Source organism: Salinivibrio sp. VYel1 (genome assembly GCF_009377945.1).
Classification (GTDB): Bacteria; Pseudomonadota; Gammaproteobacteria; order Enterobacterales; family Vibrionaceae; genus Salinivibrio; species Salinivibrio siamensis.
In genome coordinates this window covers 138,479-156,048 of sequence record NZ_RSAM01000001.1, presented here as the reverse complement: position 1 = coordinate 156,048, position 17,570 = coordinate 138,479, and the positions used below count along the sequence as shown (strand labels likewise).

Here is a 17,570-nt window from a genome sequence, read left to right as displayed (position 1 = left end):
GCATCAAGTTAGCATCTAACCAACCGTGCGAGTGATCGTTGCCACTAGCACGGTATTGGTAAGGTGGCTACTGAGGTTGGATGCCCGTCATATCTGAAATCAACGCAATATGTTGTGCACTTAACGGCAATGACCAACGCACATCACCGGCATCAGCCACCAGCACATTGGCGTCGGCGATAATCCGTAACGAGTCAGATTGCACCTGCATGCTCAATTTCATTGCAGGCAATTGGATCACCACCTCATGCGCGGTCACGATTAGCTTGCCGTGTTCTATATCGACCACCATCTTGCTCAGTCCTCCAAGGATTTATCGGCGCGCTTATCAGTGAGTACCGCCATAGTGAGTCGGCTCACGCACACATCCCGGCCTCGTTCATCTTGGATGGTGATATTCCACACCTGCGTGGTTGCGCCGAGATGCACTGGGTTCGCCACGCCCGTCACCGTGCCTTCTCGCATCGCACGCAGATGATTGGCATTAATGTCCAACCCGACGCAGTACTTTCCTTCTGGCACACACATGTTTGCTGCCAAGGAGCCTAGTGTTTCAGCAAGCACGACAGATGCGCCACCATGGAGCATGCCCAGCGGCTGATGCGTATGCGGTGCCACAGGCATGGTTCCCGTTAAACTCTGCGCATCAAAAGCCGTATATTCAATCCCTAAATGCGCGACCAACGTATTAGTCGAAGAGGCATTTAACCCCGCTAACGACATGTCTTTTTTCCAAATACTCACAATACTTTCACCCATTGCTGTTTATCCCGATGGAAAGGAAATCGCTGCGCGAAACGCGGACTATCAAGCCGCGCCTAACGCTGCCTGCGCGCACCAGTAGACGTTAAGCCAAGAAGCCAGTACATTAGCACTCTGATATCTTTGCTTATATTCACTGCGACTGTGGCGCAAAACGATACAGGAAATGACCATGCTACGCACTGCTAAAACCGTCATGCTATCTCTATGCCTGATGGTTATGCTTTCATCTTGCTCTCACTCGCCAACGGGACGAAACCAGTTATTGCTTTTTTCCGGTGATGACATGGCGAATCTGGGACAGCGTTCGTTTGAGGAGATGAAAAAGTCGCAACCTATCAGTGACGACAAAGCCATCAACGCCTACGTGCAATGCGTCACCGCCGCCATCTTAAAAGTGGTGCCACCGCAATCCAACTTCTCGGAATGGGAAGTGGTGGTATTCGACAGTGATCAAGTCAATGCCTTTGCACTTCCCGGCGGAAAGATCGGCGTTTACACCGGACTGCTCGACGTTGCAAAAACGCCCGATCAATTGGCTGCAGTGATCGGCCACGAAATTGGGCACGTCCTTGCCGATCACAGTAACGAGCGCTTATCGCGCTCGCAACTCACTGCCTTGGGGTTGACCATTACCGGCATCACTCTTTCTGATAACCCCTATGGCGATCTTGCCCTCGCAGGGCTTGGGCTTGGCGTCCAAGTGGGGATATTGCTTCCTTACAACCGCGCTCAAGAATCAGAATCGGATAAGATTGGTCTGCAGTTAATGCATCAAGCAGGGTTTGACCCGAGCGCCAGCGTTACCCTGTGGCAAAATATGGCAAAAGCGTCCAAAGGCGCGCCGCCGGAGTTGCTTTCAACCCATCCATCACCCGACACGCGTATTAATACGTTACAAACAGGTGTCAATCAACTGCCTAACGTGCCCCATCGCTTGACATCGTCGTGCCCTCGACCACCATCAAAGAAACAGAGTAAAAACATTTAACTAACATAGTGAGCATCATCACAAAGCCTGCATACAAACACGGACAAAGCGTCGTCGCGTGAGAACAGCCCGTCGCCGTCACACAAAAAATTAACCTATATGTTACGCTTAAGTTTTCATTGGGGACGAGTGACGACACGCGTGATGAAGCCGTTTTTCATCTTATTTTTTTTTATACTGCAGGTGCCGTTTGCGTTCGCAACGACGCAAGAGACAAACGATCTTTTCGATCAGCTGTTTGAGAAACATGCACTGGTCATGCTTCTCCTTGACCCAGATACTGGTGAAATCAAAGCCGCCAACCCAGCAGCTAGCGACTTTTACGGCTATTCACAGCAGACGCTGACCCAAATGAATATCGCCAGCATTAATGCCCTGCCCCCTGATGCCGTCGCTGAAGAACGTAAGCTGGCGGAATTAGAAAACCGAAACTATTTCGTTTTCAGCCATATATTATCGGACGGCACGACCAAAACCGTAAGGGTATCCTCGATACCCATTATCTACCGCGATGAACCAACCCTTTTTTCAATTATCACCGATATCAGTGATTATCGGGCCACCCAGGCATCACTGTGGCACTATCAAAACCGACTCGAGCAAATGGTGGCACAACAGACCGAGCAAATCGCCACGCAAAAAAATCACCAACTGATTATTACATCCTTGATTATCATTGTGCTCGGTGCAGGGCTCGCGACAATGTGGTTTGTTCTCACTAAGTCACGACGCACCGAATATGAGCTGCAACTGGAGCGTAAACGCTTAGATGAAATAATCCGCGGTACCCATGTCGGCACTTGGGAGTGGCATATCCCTAGTGGAGAGCTGGTTATTAATGAGCGCTGGGCAGAAATTTTGGGATATCAAAAACACGAGCTGATACCTGCCTCATTTGAAACCTGGAAAAAGCTTTGTCATAGCGAAGATTTCGCGCGCGCGTCTAAAGAAATTGATGCCGCCTTTAGCGACTCTAACCCTTTTTATGAATGTGAGTTTCGCATGCTGCATAAAGATGGGTTTTGGGTTTGGATCTTGGCCAAGGGTAAAGTCATGGAGTGGGATCGCGACCATAACCCAATTCGCATGGCGGGCACGCACCAAGATATCAACGAAACCAAGCGTCTTTACCTGCAGTTTGAGCATATGGCGCATACCGACACCCTGACAGGCGCGCTTAACCGCGTCGCCTTTAAGCAGCGTGCGGATATTGTGCTGGCGCAAGCACGTCAGCAAGGTGCACATTTTGCCTTACTGTTTATCGATCTCGATGGCTTTAAGAAAATAAACGATACCTATGGCCATGACGCCGGAGACAGTGTGTTAGTGGAAACGACTAAGCGGATGGGCCAAAGCATCCGTAACTCAGATACCCTCGCTCGACTGGGCGGCGACGAATTCGCGGTGATTTTAGAATATACCAGCCACTCAGAAGACGCAGCACGCGTCGCCGAGAAAATTATCTCCAGTCTCAATCAGCCATTTGCAATAGATGACCAGCAACACGCACACCTTTCCGCCAGCATCGGTATCGCTTGCTATCCAGATCATGGAGAATCGGTCGAACAGCTGCTCAATTGCTCAGATGCCGCCATGTATTATGCGAAGAAATCGCTAAAAGGCGGCACTTATGCCGTCTGTGACCCTGATAATCATGCAACCACGAATAACAACCGCGGGAAACAATCACTCTAGACACTCACGTGTTGGCTATTTTGAGGTGCTTATTTTGGCGCGGCTTGTTGTGATGGTGCTGTGGCACGCGGCGTTTGGCTTGCTAGCGCCTCATTAGTCACATCCTGGATGGAGATAAACATGTGATTGACCTCACCCCGCGTATTCGCCATTGGGTGCATGGTGACGTTTTGATACATAAAGGGGAGCTGACCGGTGATCGGGCGAACATGACGACAACGGAACAAATACGGGCGTTGCTGCCAGACAATAAAACTGCGACAACGGAGATCGAACACGGGTTGCGACTTGGCACGAAACCAAGGCTCATTGATCTCCGGAAACACCTCGAATAACGAGCGGTTTTGCACATCTTTAGCGTGTTTACCGCTATGGTGAACCATAAAGCCATTCCACATTTGGATATGGAAGTCTCTGTCTAACACAATCAATCCCATGTCGATGTGCTGTACCATGTCGAGCATCCAATGGAATTGGTCAAAATCTTCTGTGCTCATCGCATTACTCCTCATCCATTAGGTAGGCCAACTTCGCATCGAGCAGCGGCAAAGACTCATCCAGTAGCAATAGTAACAAATCGCATTTTATATCTGTCTCATCAATTTGATAACTGACTTCAATGGTCACTGTGCGTTTCCATGACCCTTTCATCGCCGCTATCAACTGATCCACTTCAGCGTGCTGACCCAAGAGCGCCGGATAGCTTTGCGAAAACTCTAACGCGCCTTGATCGCCTAAGCCCTTTAAAAAGGCACTAATCAGAATATTGCTAATATCGACCAGCAATTCGAGCTCGTTGTCGACCGACCCATCCTCGGGATAGTCCAACAATGTCACCATCTCAGTAATACTGGAATCACTAATCAGCATCAGCGCTTCACCAGCGATCCCCTCCCCACTGAAACCCTGACACACACCGTTCATGGTATTTGATTGGGCCAAGTGCCGGATAGTCATCGTCAACTCGGTCACTTCAAACACATTAACCTGTGGCAGTGGCATGTGGACAAACACACCGCAATGTCGGGCAAGTTTATCTGCTGCCTGCCCCATCGCAATGTTCACCACTTCCATGTAAATATCTCGGCGACTGAGTTTTTCTTTAGGCGCGTGTGAACGCTCGGTCTCTGACGCAGAAGCAGTGGGCAAATACGCCTTGAGCAATGCATCGACGCGCTCACGACTGATGGGCTTTTTAACAAAGTCTTTGGCCCCCCGCTCCAGCACTTGCTGCTGGGCAAGCGGCTGAATGTCGCCTGAGACCACGACGACAGGCACCGTCATTCCGGCTTCTTGCATCGCTTCAAGTGTCTGATACCCATCAAGTTCCGGCATAGTCAAATCAAGGAACATGATGTCGATCGGCTGACTACTCAACACATCCAGGGCAACATTGCCATTTTCGGCAAAGTGCACGTCGGCATCCAAATCGTTGGGTAAAGTTCGCGCTAATTGCTTACGAGCGAGCGCAGAATCGTCAGTGATCAGAATTTGTGTGGTCAAAAGCCTCTCCTTTCCTACATCTTTACTGAGAGTGTGGCTGGGTAAACACTGTAAGCATAAACCAATATCGCGAGGAATGAGGGCAAACCAGTCAAAATGCGATGATTCTTTTTATATCAGGGGGCTACTCTTGTCGTTGGCATAATTGAGCAAGGCGATCAGAGCGACTGATCAGGCTGGGCGCATGCAAGTAGAAATAATGCAAACATGTTAAACAAAGCTGAACGCATTCGTACACTTTTTCGCTGATGAGCTCAGGCGAAGCGTCAAATTCACCGGTCAGTAACGCTTGCCAATCCTCGGCAAGCCTATCGATCAGAGTGACGTCTGTCTCTCGCTCAAGAATATGGCTCAAGGCCTTTTTTATCGGGATAATATCTTCACTCGCGGCAAAAATATTTCTCAGCGCAATAATCACATCCACCAATGCGTCTTGTGTGTCTGGCTTTTTCGCTGCGGTATATAGACGAGACATTGCCAAGCGAATACCCCTCGAGTCGGTGTCATCCACGAGCATACTCCAACGCTCAATATCGACTAAGTCTGTCTCACTGATAGCAACAGGATCGTCCGTTTCTGCCACTGAACCAAAGTCTTGTCGCCGATTATCAAGCGAGAATGGATCGATACGCCAAACCCACTCTGGCGCCACAAACGCTTTGTGTTCACCGAGGTAACAAAGCGCCATACACAAAACAATGTTGAGCTCAGTGGTTTGTTGTTCAGTCGTGGCGTCCAATACCTCTTCTGGCCAATCATCGTCCTCTAGAAAATCACCAAAGTTAATCGCAAACGCATACCCCGACTCGAGCATGAACCCGTTATCGCGACGTTTAGCCATTAAACTCGCCGCTTGTAGGACATATTCCGCAATCCCTGGGGTATAGCGACGTACACTGCCCCATTTGGTATCCAGCTCGGCCAAGTTCGTGAGCGCCGCATTGCGAAAGCCCACAAACATCGGAATATGAGCGACTTCACCATCAGCTAAGCTACGTGCCATCTCCAACATTTCTTGCACCGTTTCTACGAACGTATCAGGACTGACAACCCCACGAATACGCATCAGGTCGTAGCTATTAACCAGAATCGACACGGGTAAACTGGCCAAGCTGACCACGCCGCGGTGGCCACTGGCATCTTTGTAGTCGCCACAGGTTTGCTGCGGCTCTTTCCCCGACGTTGTGAATAGGCGAGACAGAGCAGGGTCTGCCGCCATGCGTTTTTGAACCTGCTTACTGACCGGGAATTGCTCAATGGCTGCGGTGAGATAGCCGGCGCCTCGATAAAAAAGATGCGGCCGCTGTCCTGCTTTAATCAAAAATAAAGGATAAAGTTCACCCGCCAGTTGGCAAAAAGCACTGGTTAATGGGTCTGAACTGTTAATTCGCGTCGCCAGTTCACCGCCCTGCTGTGCACGCCAAACATTAAAGACGTGGCGGCCGTTTTGCATCACGTGCGGTAAACGATAAAAGAAGGATTGTTCACTTTCCCCTTGCTCAACCGCAGACACACGTAGCTGGCGACACAGCTCAATATATTGATTGAGTGTGTCGCGCTGAATCCGGCTCAAGCCGAGTTTTTGCATCAAAATTAAACGGCCTTCCGCTTCTGTGACATTCAGGATGTAACTCACCACACGGTGGCCCATCGCTTTCACAAAATGCGGAATGGCCGGATAGGACATCATCGTTTCCTAACCTTGTGTCATTCGTTCACGGATATCAATGCGTGCTCCAGCACCTATGAAGGGTATCGGCCTCCGTGCGGAAAACTGTACCGAGCGGACAATAATGCGATAAAAGCCGTCGTACCTGTGGCTGATTTGTCGTACCTGTAGCTAATTTAAAAAAATATAGTGCTTCCATTAACTTGGCAAGTCACGACAAACCCTGAAACATTTTTGCGCGCAAAGGCGACAGTGAGGACTTGACCAAGCGGTAACACGCACCTATTCTAGCGTACAAGTGTACGCTTAAATAAAGATAACGAGTTATGGATACCAAGGCTTCAACCTCTCCCCCTCAGAAACCACGCTTAATCTGGTTAAATATTAGCGTGTTTACCCTCACTTTTTTGATTGCGGTGATAGGAACGCCACTATGGGCATGGCACCATGGTTTTGATTGGATGCAGATCACTGCGCTGATCGTCGCATTCAGCTTTTGTGGCCTGTCGATCACCGCCGGCTATCACCGGTTGTGGGCTCACAAAACCTATCAGGCTCATCCGGCTCTACGCTTTATCTTCGCCATTGGTGGGGCATTTGCGCTGCAAAACAGTGCACTTCATTGGTCATCAGATCACCGCATTCACCACCGCCATGTCGATGACAACGATGTTGATCCTTACTCGGCCAAGCGCGGCTTTTGGTTCTCACACCTTGGCTGGATGCTGCGCGAATACCATCCCAACCGCTATGGCGATTACAGCAACTGTCGCGATCTGCAAAAAGATAAGATCGTGATGTGGCAACACAAGCACTACCTTGCGCTGACACTGGCAACCAACTTTGGCTTCCCTATCGCGTTTGGTTTGCTCCATGGCGATCTTTGGGGCGCTATCTTACTGGTCGGCTTTACTCGATTAGTGCTAAGCCACCACACCACCTTTTTCATTAACTCGTTGGCGCATGTGTGGGGCAGCCAGCCTTATACCGATAAAAACACCGCGCGGGATAATGGCGTGCTCGCCTTGATGACCTTTGGCGAGGGCTACCACAACTTTCACCATATCTTTGAGAACGACTACCGCAATGGCATTCGCTGGTGGCAGTTTGATCCGACTAAATGGCTGATCAAAACCGCATCTTGGTTGGGCCTGGCCGAAAAACTGCGCGTAACCCCCGAAGAGAAGATTGAAAAGGCGCGTGCGACCATGCAATTGCAGCGTATCACGCAACAGCTTAGTGACAAGCCACACGCGTCGCATCGTCTGCAAATCTTGCAACAAGAGTATGATGCCTTGGTCGCCAAAATGGCGGACTACTACACACTGAAAAAACAGCTGTTAGCGCTCGAGCGTGACAAGCTGCGCGAAAAAGTCGAAAACGCCGAGCTAACCCAGCAATACCAAGATTTAAAGGTGCGTTTTCAGCAACAAAAACGCAGCTGGCAGGTGCTTACCGCCAAATATGCTAGCTAGACGCGACGAGCACGCGACACACACCAAACCGGCCACTTGGGCCGGTTTTTTTAGCGGGCACGGACGCGCCGCTGACAAGCTCTGTTTATGCCATTTATTGGGACGGGGTCAGAAAAGAAAGCAGGATCGACTCCAGCTCATCCCACGGTAAGGCGTCGGTATCGATCACTTCGATGCGCGACTCGGCCTGTTCAATCGACATAGGCGTCACGGTAACCACCTGATTAGCGACGTTAAACGCGTAAAAACCCTCGTCTGTATTGACCACCGCTTTAATCCGTTGAGCGTTGATGTTGCTCAATAGACCGTACAAGGCATCAAACGGAAAACAACAGTGCGCGGCAAACAACCAACCGCAGCTGACATAGCCCTGCCCTTGGTTTTCTTTGCGGGTAAAGGTATCGTCCGTGCCCAGCGCTAATGTAGTCATGGGCTCGGCATCGTTGTGGTGGTGATGATAGTGCGCTTGACGAGCGTGACGCGGTAACGCAAGCCACGCGGTCTCGAGAGCCCCTTGTTCAACACCGGTTACCAAGCTTTTCTCGCCATCAAACGCGGTGACATAATCATAAAAGGTGGCGATTTGCGCCTCGCTACACTGGTCAAGCTTATTGGCCACTACCACATCCGCGAGCGCGATTTGATCATGAAAGTTTTGATTTTCACGATAGCGCACATCATCAATACAACGCGGATCCACCAAAGTAATGGTCGCGCCCAGCGACAAAGAAGTATCGAAAGGCGGCTGAGTCAGCTTACCGATAATATCTTTGGGATGACCGAGTCCCGTCGGCTCAATCAAAATTCGATCCGGCTTCTCGGCAAGCAAGGTATTTAGCCCCACCGTCATGGGTAGGCCGGCCACACAACACATGCATCCTCCCGGCACTTCCTTTACCAACGCACCTTGTTCAGAGAGGATAGCGCCATCGACACCCACCTCACCAAACTCGTTCACCAAGATAGCCCAACGCTCATGCTCGGGTTTATTCGCGAGTAAATGACGAATCGCCGTGGTTTTCCCCACGCCAAGAAACCCAGTGATAATGTTGGCTGCGAACTGACTCATTGCTTTATCCTGCTTGTTATCTGCATCAGCGCAGTGTAACGGATTGCGCCACATTCGTCGCCTTTTGGTAAAGCACATTGAACCAGCCATATGCAGCTCAGTGAGTAGCACAAAAAATGATGAAATATCATGCACTCACTGCAAGTGGTGATCATTACGCATAAAAGCTTGGTAAAATAAAAGGTTCGCTAACACACTTCTTTAGGAGGAAGTATGCTGAATCCATCAACGGCAAAGTCGGTGATTGACCATGCCCTGTTTTTAGGCGCGGATTTCGCCGAACTCTTTGTCGAACGCCATCACTCAGGCAACGTGGAGCTGTTGTCTGGTGAGGTGGATAAAGTGAGCTCAGGGATTGATTTTGGTATTGGTATCCGGTTGTTTTTCGGCCACAAAGTGCTTTATGGCTACACCAACAGCCGCGATGAAGAACAATTGAAAAAAGTCACCAGCTTGCTGTGCGCGCGTGATAAGCGCGATCAAATCGCCACCGCTGGTCCACTTAATTTGTCCCATTTAAATGACAAACATCCGGTGTCTGAGCCGTTATCGGCAGATCAACATGTGGCCGATAAGGTGGCGTTCTTACGCCAAGTGGATGCGCGTATTCGTGCCGAGAGCGATAAAATCGCGCAAATTATTGGTCGTGTCGGCCAACGTGAGCAACAGGTCGAGATTTTTAACTCTCACGGCCTGCATGTCACAGATACCCGCCACTACACGCGTATTGCCGCTACAGCGGTCGCAACTAACGGTGAAGAACAGTCAACGGGCTTTGATGCCCCCGGTGCACTCACAGGCTGGGAGTTCCATCAGGATATCGATCCGGTTGCGCTGGGCGAGCGTGTGGCACGACAAGCGCTGATTAAACTCGGTGCCCAAGCCTGTCCATCAGGCGAAATGCCTGTAGTGATTGGCAACGGTTTTGGTGGGGTAATTTTCCACGAAGCCTGTGGCCACTTGTTAGAAACCACCTCGGTTGCTAAAAAGGCTTCCGTCTTCCATGACCAAATGGGCGAAATGATTGCCAGCCCTGTAGTGAGCGCGGTGGACGATGGCACCTTGGCGAATGCGTGGGGCTCAATCAATATCGATGATGAAGGCATGGAAACCCAGCATACCCAGTTGATCAAAGACGGTAAGCTCACCTCCTTTATGGTCGATCACATGGGTAGCCTGAAAACCGGTTATGCCCGCACCGGCTCTGGCCGACGTGAGTCTTATAAATTCGCACCGACCTCGCGGATGCGAAACACCTTTATTGAGCCCGGCAACGACAGCTTAGACGCCATGATTGGCTCCATGGAGCGTGGCATCTACGCCAAAAAGATGGGGGGCGGCTCAGTACAACCCGGCACCGGCGAGTTTAACTTTGCGGTCCAAGAAGCTTACTTGGTCGAAGACGGTAAGATCACTGTGCCACTCAAATCTGCCACCTTAATCAGTACGGGACCTAAGGTGCTTAAAGAAATCAGCATGGTCGGCAAAGATCTTGCCCTCGCCGCCGGCATGTGCGGTTCGGTGAGCGGCGCTGTCCCCACCACCGTGGGCCAACCTGCATTGAAAGTCGATAACATCCTAGTAGGAGGCGGTAACGCATGAGTGAGCAAACCATTAAAGCAACCCTAAGCGATGCCGTCGATCAGGTCCTCAGCTTGGTGAAACAGCAAGGTGCGCAAGCAGACGTGATTGCCAATGCCAGCGAAAGCTTGTCACTCAAAGCCGACCAAGGCGATCTCTCCGAGCACAAAGTCACCGCCGGTCAAGTGATTGGTGTGCGAGTGATCAAAGGGGATCAAGTCGCCACCAGCTATTCAGAATCGCTAGATAGCGACAGTCTTGCCAGCATGGTGAACGCCGCACTCACCAACGCAAGCTTTACCAAAGCCGACCCGGATCAGCAAATTCGCGCTGAAGGGCAGCAAATTGATCAGCAAGATCCCAGCTTGCTACAAGCAGATAACACCCCGATTGAAGACAAGATCGCGTTGGCGCTGGCCCTTGAGCAAGATGTGGTCAGCCAACCCCGCGCAACGGGGGCGCCCTACAATGGGTACAGTGAGCAAACCCAATATCAGTTGCTTGCTAATACTCTAGGCACACGCTGCTATCACAGTGAGCGTAGCTTTAGTTGCTATACCGCAGCACTGCTCAATCACGACGGTAAGCAAGCGATGCATCTCGGCGCCTCAGTGTCACGCCGCTTTGTTGACCTTGATCGCGCCCATGCCACTCAACTGGCCTACCAAACCGCTGACGCCTTGCTCGAGGGGGGCCCAGTGAAAACCGGTTCGTATCCGGTGATTTTTGAGCATGATTGTCTCAGCGAATTGCTGGGCGCCTTTGGCAGCTGCTTCTCCGGCGATGCCGCTATGCGCGGGACTAACCCGTGGCGTGAAAAAGTCGGCAAGTCCGTTGCAGATACGGCGCTCACCATCACCGATGTGGCAAGACTTGATGGCGGGATGCGTATTAAAACCTTTGATAACGAAGGCTTTGCCACCGCCGACACGCCTTTGATTGAAAACGGCGTCTTAGTCGGCTTTTTACACAACAGCGCCACAGCACAGCATTTTGGTGTTCCCCATACGGCGAACGCGGGCCGCAGTCCTAAGGGCGGTTTGGATGTTACCTCTCGTCATGATGTGATTGCCGCAGGTAAACACAGTGATGCAGACGTGCATGCGGGTGAATATCTCGAGTTGGTGTCACTGCAAGGTGTGCATTCAGGCGCGAATGCCATCAGTGGCGACTTCTCTTTCGGTGCAAGTGGGTTTGTCTGCCGAAATGGGAAACGGGTTCGTCCGGTTCGCGGGATCACAGTCGCCGGCAATTTCTATACCATGCTCAATGAGATAGATGCCATCGGCAATACCGTTTTACCCAACTATGATGGCGCTTTCTTTGCGCCACGCATCCGCTTCGCCCGCTTATCCATCGCGGGTGAATAACGGCGCATCCTCTAAAGGCATCGGTTTAGGCTGATGCCTTTTTATTCTCGGTTTGTGCTTCCACACTGTGTACCGCAGGATTCATCTTTGCCGCCAAATCGGTGAATGCCTGCATGGCGACGTCACTGGTCAGAATACGCCCGTGCCCCAACCCTTCGGTGGCTAGCACAGTCACATGTGGGTAGTCAGTGGCTTTTTCGGTGACGGTAAAGGAAGCAAAACGATCATTTTTATCGTGGGCAATCACCACCGGATGACGGCGACGCGACAATTTTTCGAGCGGCTCAATGGTCTCGATCGGATAACCATGTTGATCACCCACTTCTCGGACAATTTCATCAAACAGCTTCAGTGAATACCCCGATTTACGGACCGTGGCGTATAAATTCTCGCGATAATTCAGCACAGGTGCGACCAAAAAGAGCGGTAAATCATCCACCTGGGGGTGTTCGCTTTCCAACACCGCGGCTGCGCCCATACTGTGCGCAATCACCCCAGAGACATTATCGACTTGATCTAATACATCATTGATTGCCTGTACAAAACCGGGAATATGGCTCTCATTCCCCTCACTCTGTCCATGTGCGGGATGATCGAATGCCACCGCACGAAAGCCCAATGAGGCAATGTGCGCCATCAGAGGGAAAAACTGGCTGGCGGATCCAGACCAGCCATGCGTCAGCAGCCAAGTTGGCCCCGCCCCCAAACTATACATTTGCAAGACCCCTGCTTGGCTTTGCACTTGAGAGCGCACTAAACCTTCAGGCTCTGCGTTCACCATTGGACTGCGCGTTGGTGTGAGAAACAGCTTACGCGCCACTTTTCTAGCATGTCGAGGTGCCAAGCGGTGATGACAACGGCTCACCGCCCCCACGAGCGTGCGTTTGGCGCTAAAGCGACCCAGCGTTGAAAAATACACTTTTTTACTCATGGTCATTGAATCCTTAAAATCGAACGAATGTTCGTTTTTACACTGAAAAGTGTCGTTGTTTTCAATACCGACACCCTCTTCATCTTATTGGGAAAATTAGCGGCGACTTTGCGCGAGCAACTGCTCGACACCATGCCAAAAGCGTGTTCCTTCCGGCGATTCAAGTGACAAACGCAGAAATAACTGGCTACTCAAATAGTGCCCATATAACTGATAAACAGCTTGCCACGTATCGAGATCGGCACGAAACTCTCCGGCTTGTTTGCCCTTTTCAAATTGCGCGGCCAGGTAATCGAGCCACTGGCGAGTAACACGCTGCAACGCCTGATGGATGGGATCATTGCTCGCGCGCTGCTCATGCCACGCATCTAAGAACAAGCACTGACCCTGAAAGTGCTGATGCCAACCCATCCAATTACGCAGTAAGTGTTGCAATTTGGCCTCAATACTCGCGTGGTCCGCTTCACGACTGGGGGTGATCACCCGCTCGACAAAGCAATCGCCCGCAAAATGGACCACGGCGATCTGCAAGTTTTCTCGCGAATTAAAATGCGCAAAGAGACCACTTTTTGACATTTGCACGTCGCGCGCCAAACTACCTATCGTTAAGCTCTCCAACCCATATACACTGGCAGCTTCAAACGCGGCTTCGAGAATACGCAATCTCGTTTGCTCGCGCTTAGACAGCGAGTATGTTGAGTCTACGGAAACGGCCATGACACTCTCCCTCAAAGCAGCCGAGTTGATACGCCACTATCTATTGCTAACAGTGGCGCAGTCGGTTCACTTTAACCCAACGATGCCTTCATTTATAGTACGAACGTTCGTTTTTATCCAATTGAGATTCGCTCCAACCGTGTCATCGCCTCCAACATTGGTAGACCTTTCATGCTATTGCACACTGACTCAGCAAACATTGCTGAAATTTTGCGCCATATTCTTTTTGGTTTTAATAAGTGCTTTTTTTATCTAGCAAGAATGTGACATAGGTCTTCATTGCATGCACCTTCCGGCATATGATGCCAAGCAATCGCTAATCCTTGAATACATTTAACGGGGTTAGAGCTTCACGTCATTATAATTCTCTAGATTGGAACGCCGACTATGACAGTTATCCTTTTAAATCTGATCGCTTTTACGCTGTTGCTGGCGGTGCTTGTCAAATTGCACAAGCAACAAAAATCCTTATCCACACGTGTGTTTACAGGCCTAGGCTTGGGAGTTGCTTTCGGTGCGGCGCTGCAAGCGTTATACGGTGCTGACGGCGCGATCACGCGCGAAACCATCAACTATATCAATATCGTCGGCTCAGGCTACGTCAGCCTGCTCAAGATGATCATCATGCCGTTAATTACGGTGTCGATTATTGGCGCGATTTTGAAAGTGAAAGACTCAGGCTCACTGGGCAAAATTTCCAGCTTGAATATCGGTATTTTGCTGGCCACCACCGCCGCGTCTGCGCTCATTGGTGTACTCGTCAGCAACCTGTTTGGGTTGTCTGCGCAAGATATCGTACAAGGTGCGCGAGAGATGGCGCGTGGTGCCGCCTTGGAGCAGCGCTTGGGCTCGGTCGAAGACTTATCATTGGCCGATATGGTTATCTCTTTCTTCCCACAAAACCCATTTGCAGATTTAGCCGGTAGCCGTCCAACCTCGACTATCGCTGTGGTGATTTTCTCTGCGCTCGTAGGCATCGCTGGTGTCACATTGTCGCGCACTCAACCTGAACTTGGCGAGCGTTTTCAGCGCTTTATGGATGTGGCTCAAGAATTAGTGCGTACGCTGGTTAGAATGATCATCGGCCTCACTCCCTACGGTATTTTGGCTTTGATGAGCAAAGTGGTAGCTGGCTCAAACGTAAGTGAAATTCTTGAACTTGCCAACTTTGTTGCCGCCTCTTATGTAGGCTTAGGTGCCATCCTAGTCATGCACTTGGTATTGATTGGCCTTGTCGGTATGAGCCCAATTCAATATCTGAAAAAAGTGCTCCCTGTGCTGACGTTTGCCTTTACGTCTCGCTCAAGTGCGGCCACGATTCCGCTCAATATCGATTCGCAAATGAAGAACTTGGGTAACGATCCGGCCAGCGCCAATTTCTCAGCGTCATTCGGTGCCACCATGGGTCAAAATGGCTGTGCCGGCTTGTATCCAGCTATGCTGGCGGTCATGATTGCGCCTACCATTGGCATTAATCCACTCGATCCGGGCTTTATCGCCACCTTGGTTGCGATTGTCACTGTCAGTTCATTCGGTATTGCCGGTGTGGGCGGCGGCGCGACCTTTGCGGCACTGATTGTACTCTCGGCACTAGATATGCCAGTCGCGCTAGCGGGTCTGTTGATTTCTATCGAACCATTAATCGATATGGGTCGTACCGCTGTGAACGTGAGCGGCTCAATGACGGCCGGTACCCTCACCTCTCGATTGACCGGTGGCCAAGATAAGACCATCTTCGATCACCATGAAGTGGTGAAGCAAGACACGGCAAATGCCTAATTATTGAAAACAATAAACGTTACCCATGCCACGCCCATGCGTGGCATTTTTGTGTTCGTACTGAGCCTACATAAAGCAACGTCATGCGATGACCTAATCCCTTACAACTTGTAAGAAATTATTTCAGCGATTACACTCTGCGGCACTGTAACTGCAGGGATCCCCTGCCAACCGTGAGATAATCAATGAGTATTGAACAAACGCTTCAGGCGCGCAGTGGCGGCCAATGTGAACTCTGCACCAGCCCAGACAACTTATCTGTGTATGAAGTCCCGTACTCGCCCGACACCACAGCGAACAGTTGCGTATTGGTTTGCAGCACGTGTCACGACCAACTTCAACACCCAGACAATATGGATGTGAACCACTGGCGCTGCCTGAACGATAGTATGTGGAGCCAAGAGCCTGCGGTACAGGTAGTTGCCTACCGCCAGCTCTCTCGTCTTTCTAGCGAAAGTTGGGCGCAAGATAATCTTGATATGATGTATATGGAAGACGATGTCCGTAAGTGGGCAGAAACCGGTCAAGATATCGAAGAAGTCAAAGTATTGGACGCTAACGGCGTGGCACTGCAAAAAGGCGACGACGTGACCGTGATTAAAGATTTGCCCGTTAAAGGCTCAAGCCAAGTGATCAAACAAGGCACGGTGATACGCGGCATTAACTTGACCGACGACCCTACCCACGTGCAAGGAAAAGTAAACGGCCAAACCCTGTTTGTGATTGCGGAGTTCTGTCGCCGTAAATGAGCCTCAAAGCAATTGATGGGTCATCTTAGCCCACAAGCGGCGTCCTGGCGGCGCCGCGTTAATCACGCTTCCGCACAGTTTACACTGTAAAACGTTACGCCTTCCTCACCGTGAAACCAAATAGATTGATCATTGGCAATCCTTCGCCTATTTTCAAACCATGGCACTCGCCACCTTCCTCTTTTGACTGACAGCCGCAGCAGTAGGCGTAGAAACCGCCTCTCAATTACGCAAATGACGCATGCTGCCCATGTGACATGTCGATGAAATTCAAGGTTTCTATTTCTTCAAACCCATGAGTGCGGAGCAAGCGTTGGATAGGTTTGCTCGCCAATAAGTAATAAAAAAGGGGCGAATGGGCGAGAAAGCATTCCCGAACAGATAAAACCCGATAACTCCCTCTTTTTAGAGGGAGCCTACATTGGAGACGTTCTTTAAAAGGCTGCCGTATCAATTCCCCCACCTTTATGCAAACGTGAAGCAATTTATATTCGCTATCCCTATTTCCAATCGCGCTCTAGCTTCCCGTCTTTGAAACGGTACATCGAAAAACCGAATTGTAGCTCATTGCCATTACCATCTTTAACAATACCGGTATCTTTGCCTAGACTATGACCCATTAAGTCAACCATTAGTAATGCATTATCAATAAACCACCATAAACCAAAGCCACCCAACGTGCAGGCTTTCAGTAACCCAGAACCAGGTTTACCTAGATAGAATCTATCTGCGCCGACAAACCCTAAAAACATGCCTAGAATTAGTGCAATTATTCTATTTTTGGGTTTAAAACTCTTCAAGTCTTTCTCTGGTGCAGGTGCTGTATCTGTCATGTCCCTTCCTTATTTACACAGTAAAAATTCGACTGAGTGTGAATACCAGAAAAGTTAAGTCAGCCTCAACTTTTTGTTCGCTTTTTTAGACATTGACCCCATAACTCTCGTGTCGCAAGTTCCTAGGAGTTATTTAGCGATGTTGACCGGAAAGATATAACCTACGCCCCCTCTCTACGCCCCTCAAACAAATTGGCAAAATGTGAACTAATGCTTTTTAGCGTCTGTTTAACTTATAAGAATTGAGAACTTGCCCCTAGTTACTCGTGATTGCTCATTAAAAAATATGCGACAGATCATGCGGGGAATAAAAGAGTCTTGCGAGTTTTATTTCCTCCCTAAGACCACTTAGTTAAGGAGGATGTGCCCTTTTCTTAATTAAGTAACACTAGTGTCACTTATCGTCCCTGTCGGCGCGCTACCGGTTGTGCCATCACTCTTCGCAC

General features: G+C 50.2%; 16 protein-coding genes. 7 read left to right on the top strand and 9 right to left on the bottom strand.

Annotated features, from left to right (window positions below):
• Nucleotides 1-67: 67 nt before the first annotated feature.
• A complete protein-coding gene (locus EHW58_RS00670) occupies nucleotides 68-292 on the bottom strand; it encodes a DUF3389 family protein (protein ID WP_152793993.1) in 225 nt (74 codons plus the stop codon).
• 5 nt (nucleotides 293-297) lie between these two features.
• On the bottom strand, nucleotides 298-744 hold the full coding sequence (locus EHW58_RS00665) for a hotdog fold thioesterase (protein WP_172969924.1): 447 nt from the start codon (nucleotides 742-744) through the stop codon (nucleotides 298-300).
• Nucleotides 745-928: 184 nt separating this feature from the next.
• Here EHW58_RS00665 and EHW58_RS00660 point away from each other — a divergent pair, with 184 nt between their 5' ends.
• Both EHW58_RS00660 and EHW58_RS00655 read left to right on the top strand, forming a co-directional pair.
• The gene (locus EHW58_RS00660; protein ID WP_152793990.1) at nucleotides 929-1,753 is read left to right on the top strand and encodes a M48 family metallopeptidase; all 825 of its coding nucleotides are present in this window, start codon (nucleotides 929-931) and stop codon (nucleotides 1,751-1,753) included.
• A gap of 144 nt (nucleotides 1,754-1,897) precedes the next feature.
• Nucleotides 1,898-3,448: a sensor domain-containing diguanylate cyclase gene (locus tag EHW58_RS00655; protein WP_172969893.1), complete on the top strand. Its 1,551-nt coding sequence runs from the start codon at nucleotides 1,898-1,900 to the stop codon at nucleotides 3,446-3,448.
• Nucleotides 3,449-3,477: 29 nt separating this feature from the next.
• Here the strand turns inward: EHW58_RS00655 and EHW58_RS00650 are convergent, their stop codons facing one another.
• The 3 genes from EHW58_RS00650 to EHW58_RS00640 form a co-directional block, all read right to left on the bottom strand.
• Nucleotides 3,478-3,945, bottom strand: a complete 468-nt coding sequence (locus EHW58_RS00650) for a PAS domain-containing protein (RefSeq protein WP_077639162.1) — start codon at nucleotides 3,943-3,945, stop codon at nucleotides 3,478-3,480.
• 4 nt (nucleotides 3,946-3,949) lie between these two features.
• Nucleotides 3,950-4,951 (bottom strand): response regulator, encoded by a 1,002-nt coding sequence (locus tag EHW58_RS00645; protein ID WP_152793986.1) that lies wholly within the window; start codon nucleotides 4,949-4,951, stop codon nucleotides 3,950-3,952.
• A gap of 124 nt (nucleotides 4,952-5,075) precedes the next feature.
• On the bottom strand, nucleotides 5,076-6,641 hold the full coding sequence (locus EHW58_RS00640) for a hypothetical protein (RefSeq protein ID WP_152793984.1): 1,566 nt from the start codon (nucleotides 6,639-6,641) through the stop codon (nucleotides 5,076-5,078).
• A 305-nt stretch (nucleotides 6,642-6,946) separates the two neighbouring features.
• Between EHW58_RS00640 and EHW58_RS00635 the strand changes: the two genes are divergently transcribed.
• Nucleotides 6,947-8,095, top strand: a complete 1,149-nt coding sequence (locus EHW58_RS00635; RefSeq protein WP_152793982.1) for a fatty acid desaturase — start codon at nucleotides 6,947-6,949, stop codon at nucleotides 8,093-8,095.
• Nucleotides 8,096-8,189: 94 nt separating this feature from the next.
• On the opposite strand, the gene EHW58_RS00630 is transcribed toward EHW58_RS00635, so the two are convergent.
• Complete coding sequence (locus tag EHW58_RS00630) at nucleotides 8,190-9,164, bottom strand: GTP-binding protein (RefSeq protein WP_152793980.1); 975 nt, start codon at nucleotides 9,162-9,164, stop codon at nucleotides 8,190-8,192.
• A 213-nt stretch (nucleotides 9,165-9,377) separates the two neighbouring features.
• On the opposite strand from EHW58_RS00630, the gene EHW58_RS00625 reads away from it, so the two are divergent.
• Together EHW58_RS00625 and EHW58_RS00620 are read left to right on the top strand one after the other, a co-directional pair.
• The gene (locus EHW58_RS00625) at nucleotides 9,378-10,766 is read left to right on the top strand and encodes a TldD/PmbA family protein (RefSeq protein ID WP_152793978.1); all 1,389 of its coding nucleotides are present in this window, start codon (nucleotides 9,378-9,380) and stop codon (nucleotides 10,764-10,766) included.
• Nucleotides 10,763-12,115, top strand: a complete 1,353-nt coding sequence (locus EHW58_RS00620; protein WP_152793976.1) for a TldD/PmbA family protein — start codon at nucleotides 10,763-10,765, stop codon at nucleotides 12,113-12,115. The genes EHW58_RS00625 and EHW58_RS00620 overlap by 4 nt, the downstream gene beginning before the upstream one ends.
• Before the next feature lie 25 nt (nucleotides 12,116-12,140).
• Here the strand turns inward: EHW58_RS00620 and EHW58_RS00615 are convergent, their stop codons facing one another.
• Together EHW58_RS00615 and EHW58_RS00610 are read right to left on the bottom strand one after the other, a co-directional pair.
• Nucleotides 12,141-13,046 (bottom strand): alpha/beta hydrolase, encoded by a 906-nt coding sequence (locus tag EHW58_RS00615; protein ID WP_152793974.1) that lies wholly within the window; start codon nucleotides 13,044-13,046, stop codon nucleotides 12,141-12,143.
• 96 nt (nucleotides 13,047-13,142) lie between these two features.
• Nucleotides 13,143-13,733: a TetR/AcrR family transcriptional regulator gene (locus EHW58_RS00610; RefSeq protein ID WP_046076083.1), complete on the bottom strand. Its 591-nt coding sequence runs from the start codon at nucleotides 13,731-13,733 to the stop codon at nucleotides 13,143-13,145.
• Between the two features lie 417 nt (nucleotides 13,734-14,150).
• Between EHW58_RS00610 and EHW58_RS00605 the strand changes: the two genes are divergently transcribed.
• Together EHW58_RS00605 and EHW58_RS00600 are read left to right on the top strand one after the other, a co-directional pair.
• The gene (locus tag EHW58_RS00605) at nucleotides 14,151-15,542 is read left to right on the top strand and encodes an L-cystine transporter (protein WP_152793972.1); all 1,392 of its coding nucleotides are present in this window, start codon (nucleotides 14,151-14,153) and stop codon (nucleotides 15,540-15,542) included.
• Between the two features lie 185 nt (nucleotides 15,543-15,727).
• Nucleotides 15,728-16,291: a PhnA domain-containing protein gene (locus tag EHW58_RS00600; protein WP_077667081.1), complete on the top strand. Its 564-nt coding sequence runs from the start codon at nucleotides 15,728-15,730 to the stop codon at nucleotides 16,289-16,291.
• Nucleotides 16,292-16,791: 500 nt separating this feature from the next.
• Here the strand turns inward: EHW58_RS00600 and EHW58_RS00595 are convergent, their stop codons facing one another.
• Complete coding sequence (locus tag EHW58_RS00595) at nucleotides 16,792-17,124, bottom strand: TM2 domain-containing protein (protein ID WP_046075895.1); 333 nt, start codon at nucleotides 17,122-17,124, stop codon at nucleotides 16,792-16,794.
• Nucleotides 17,125-17,570: the final 446 nt, after the last annotated feature.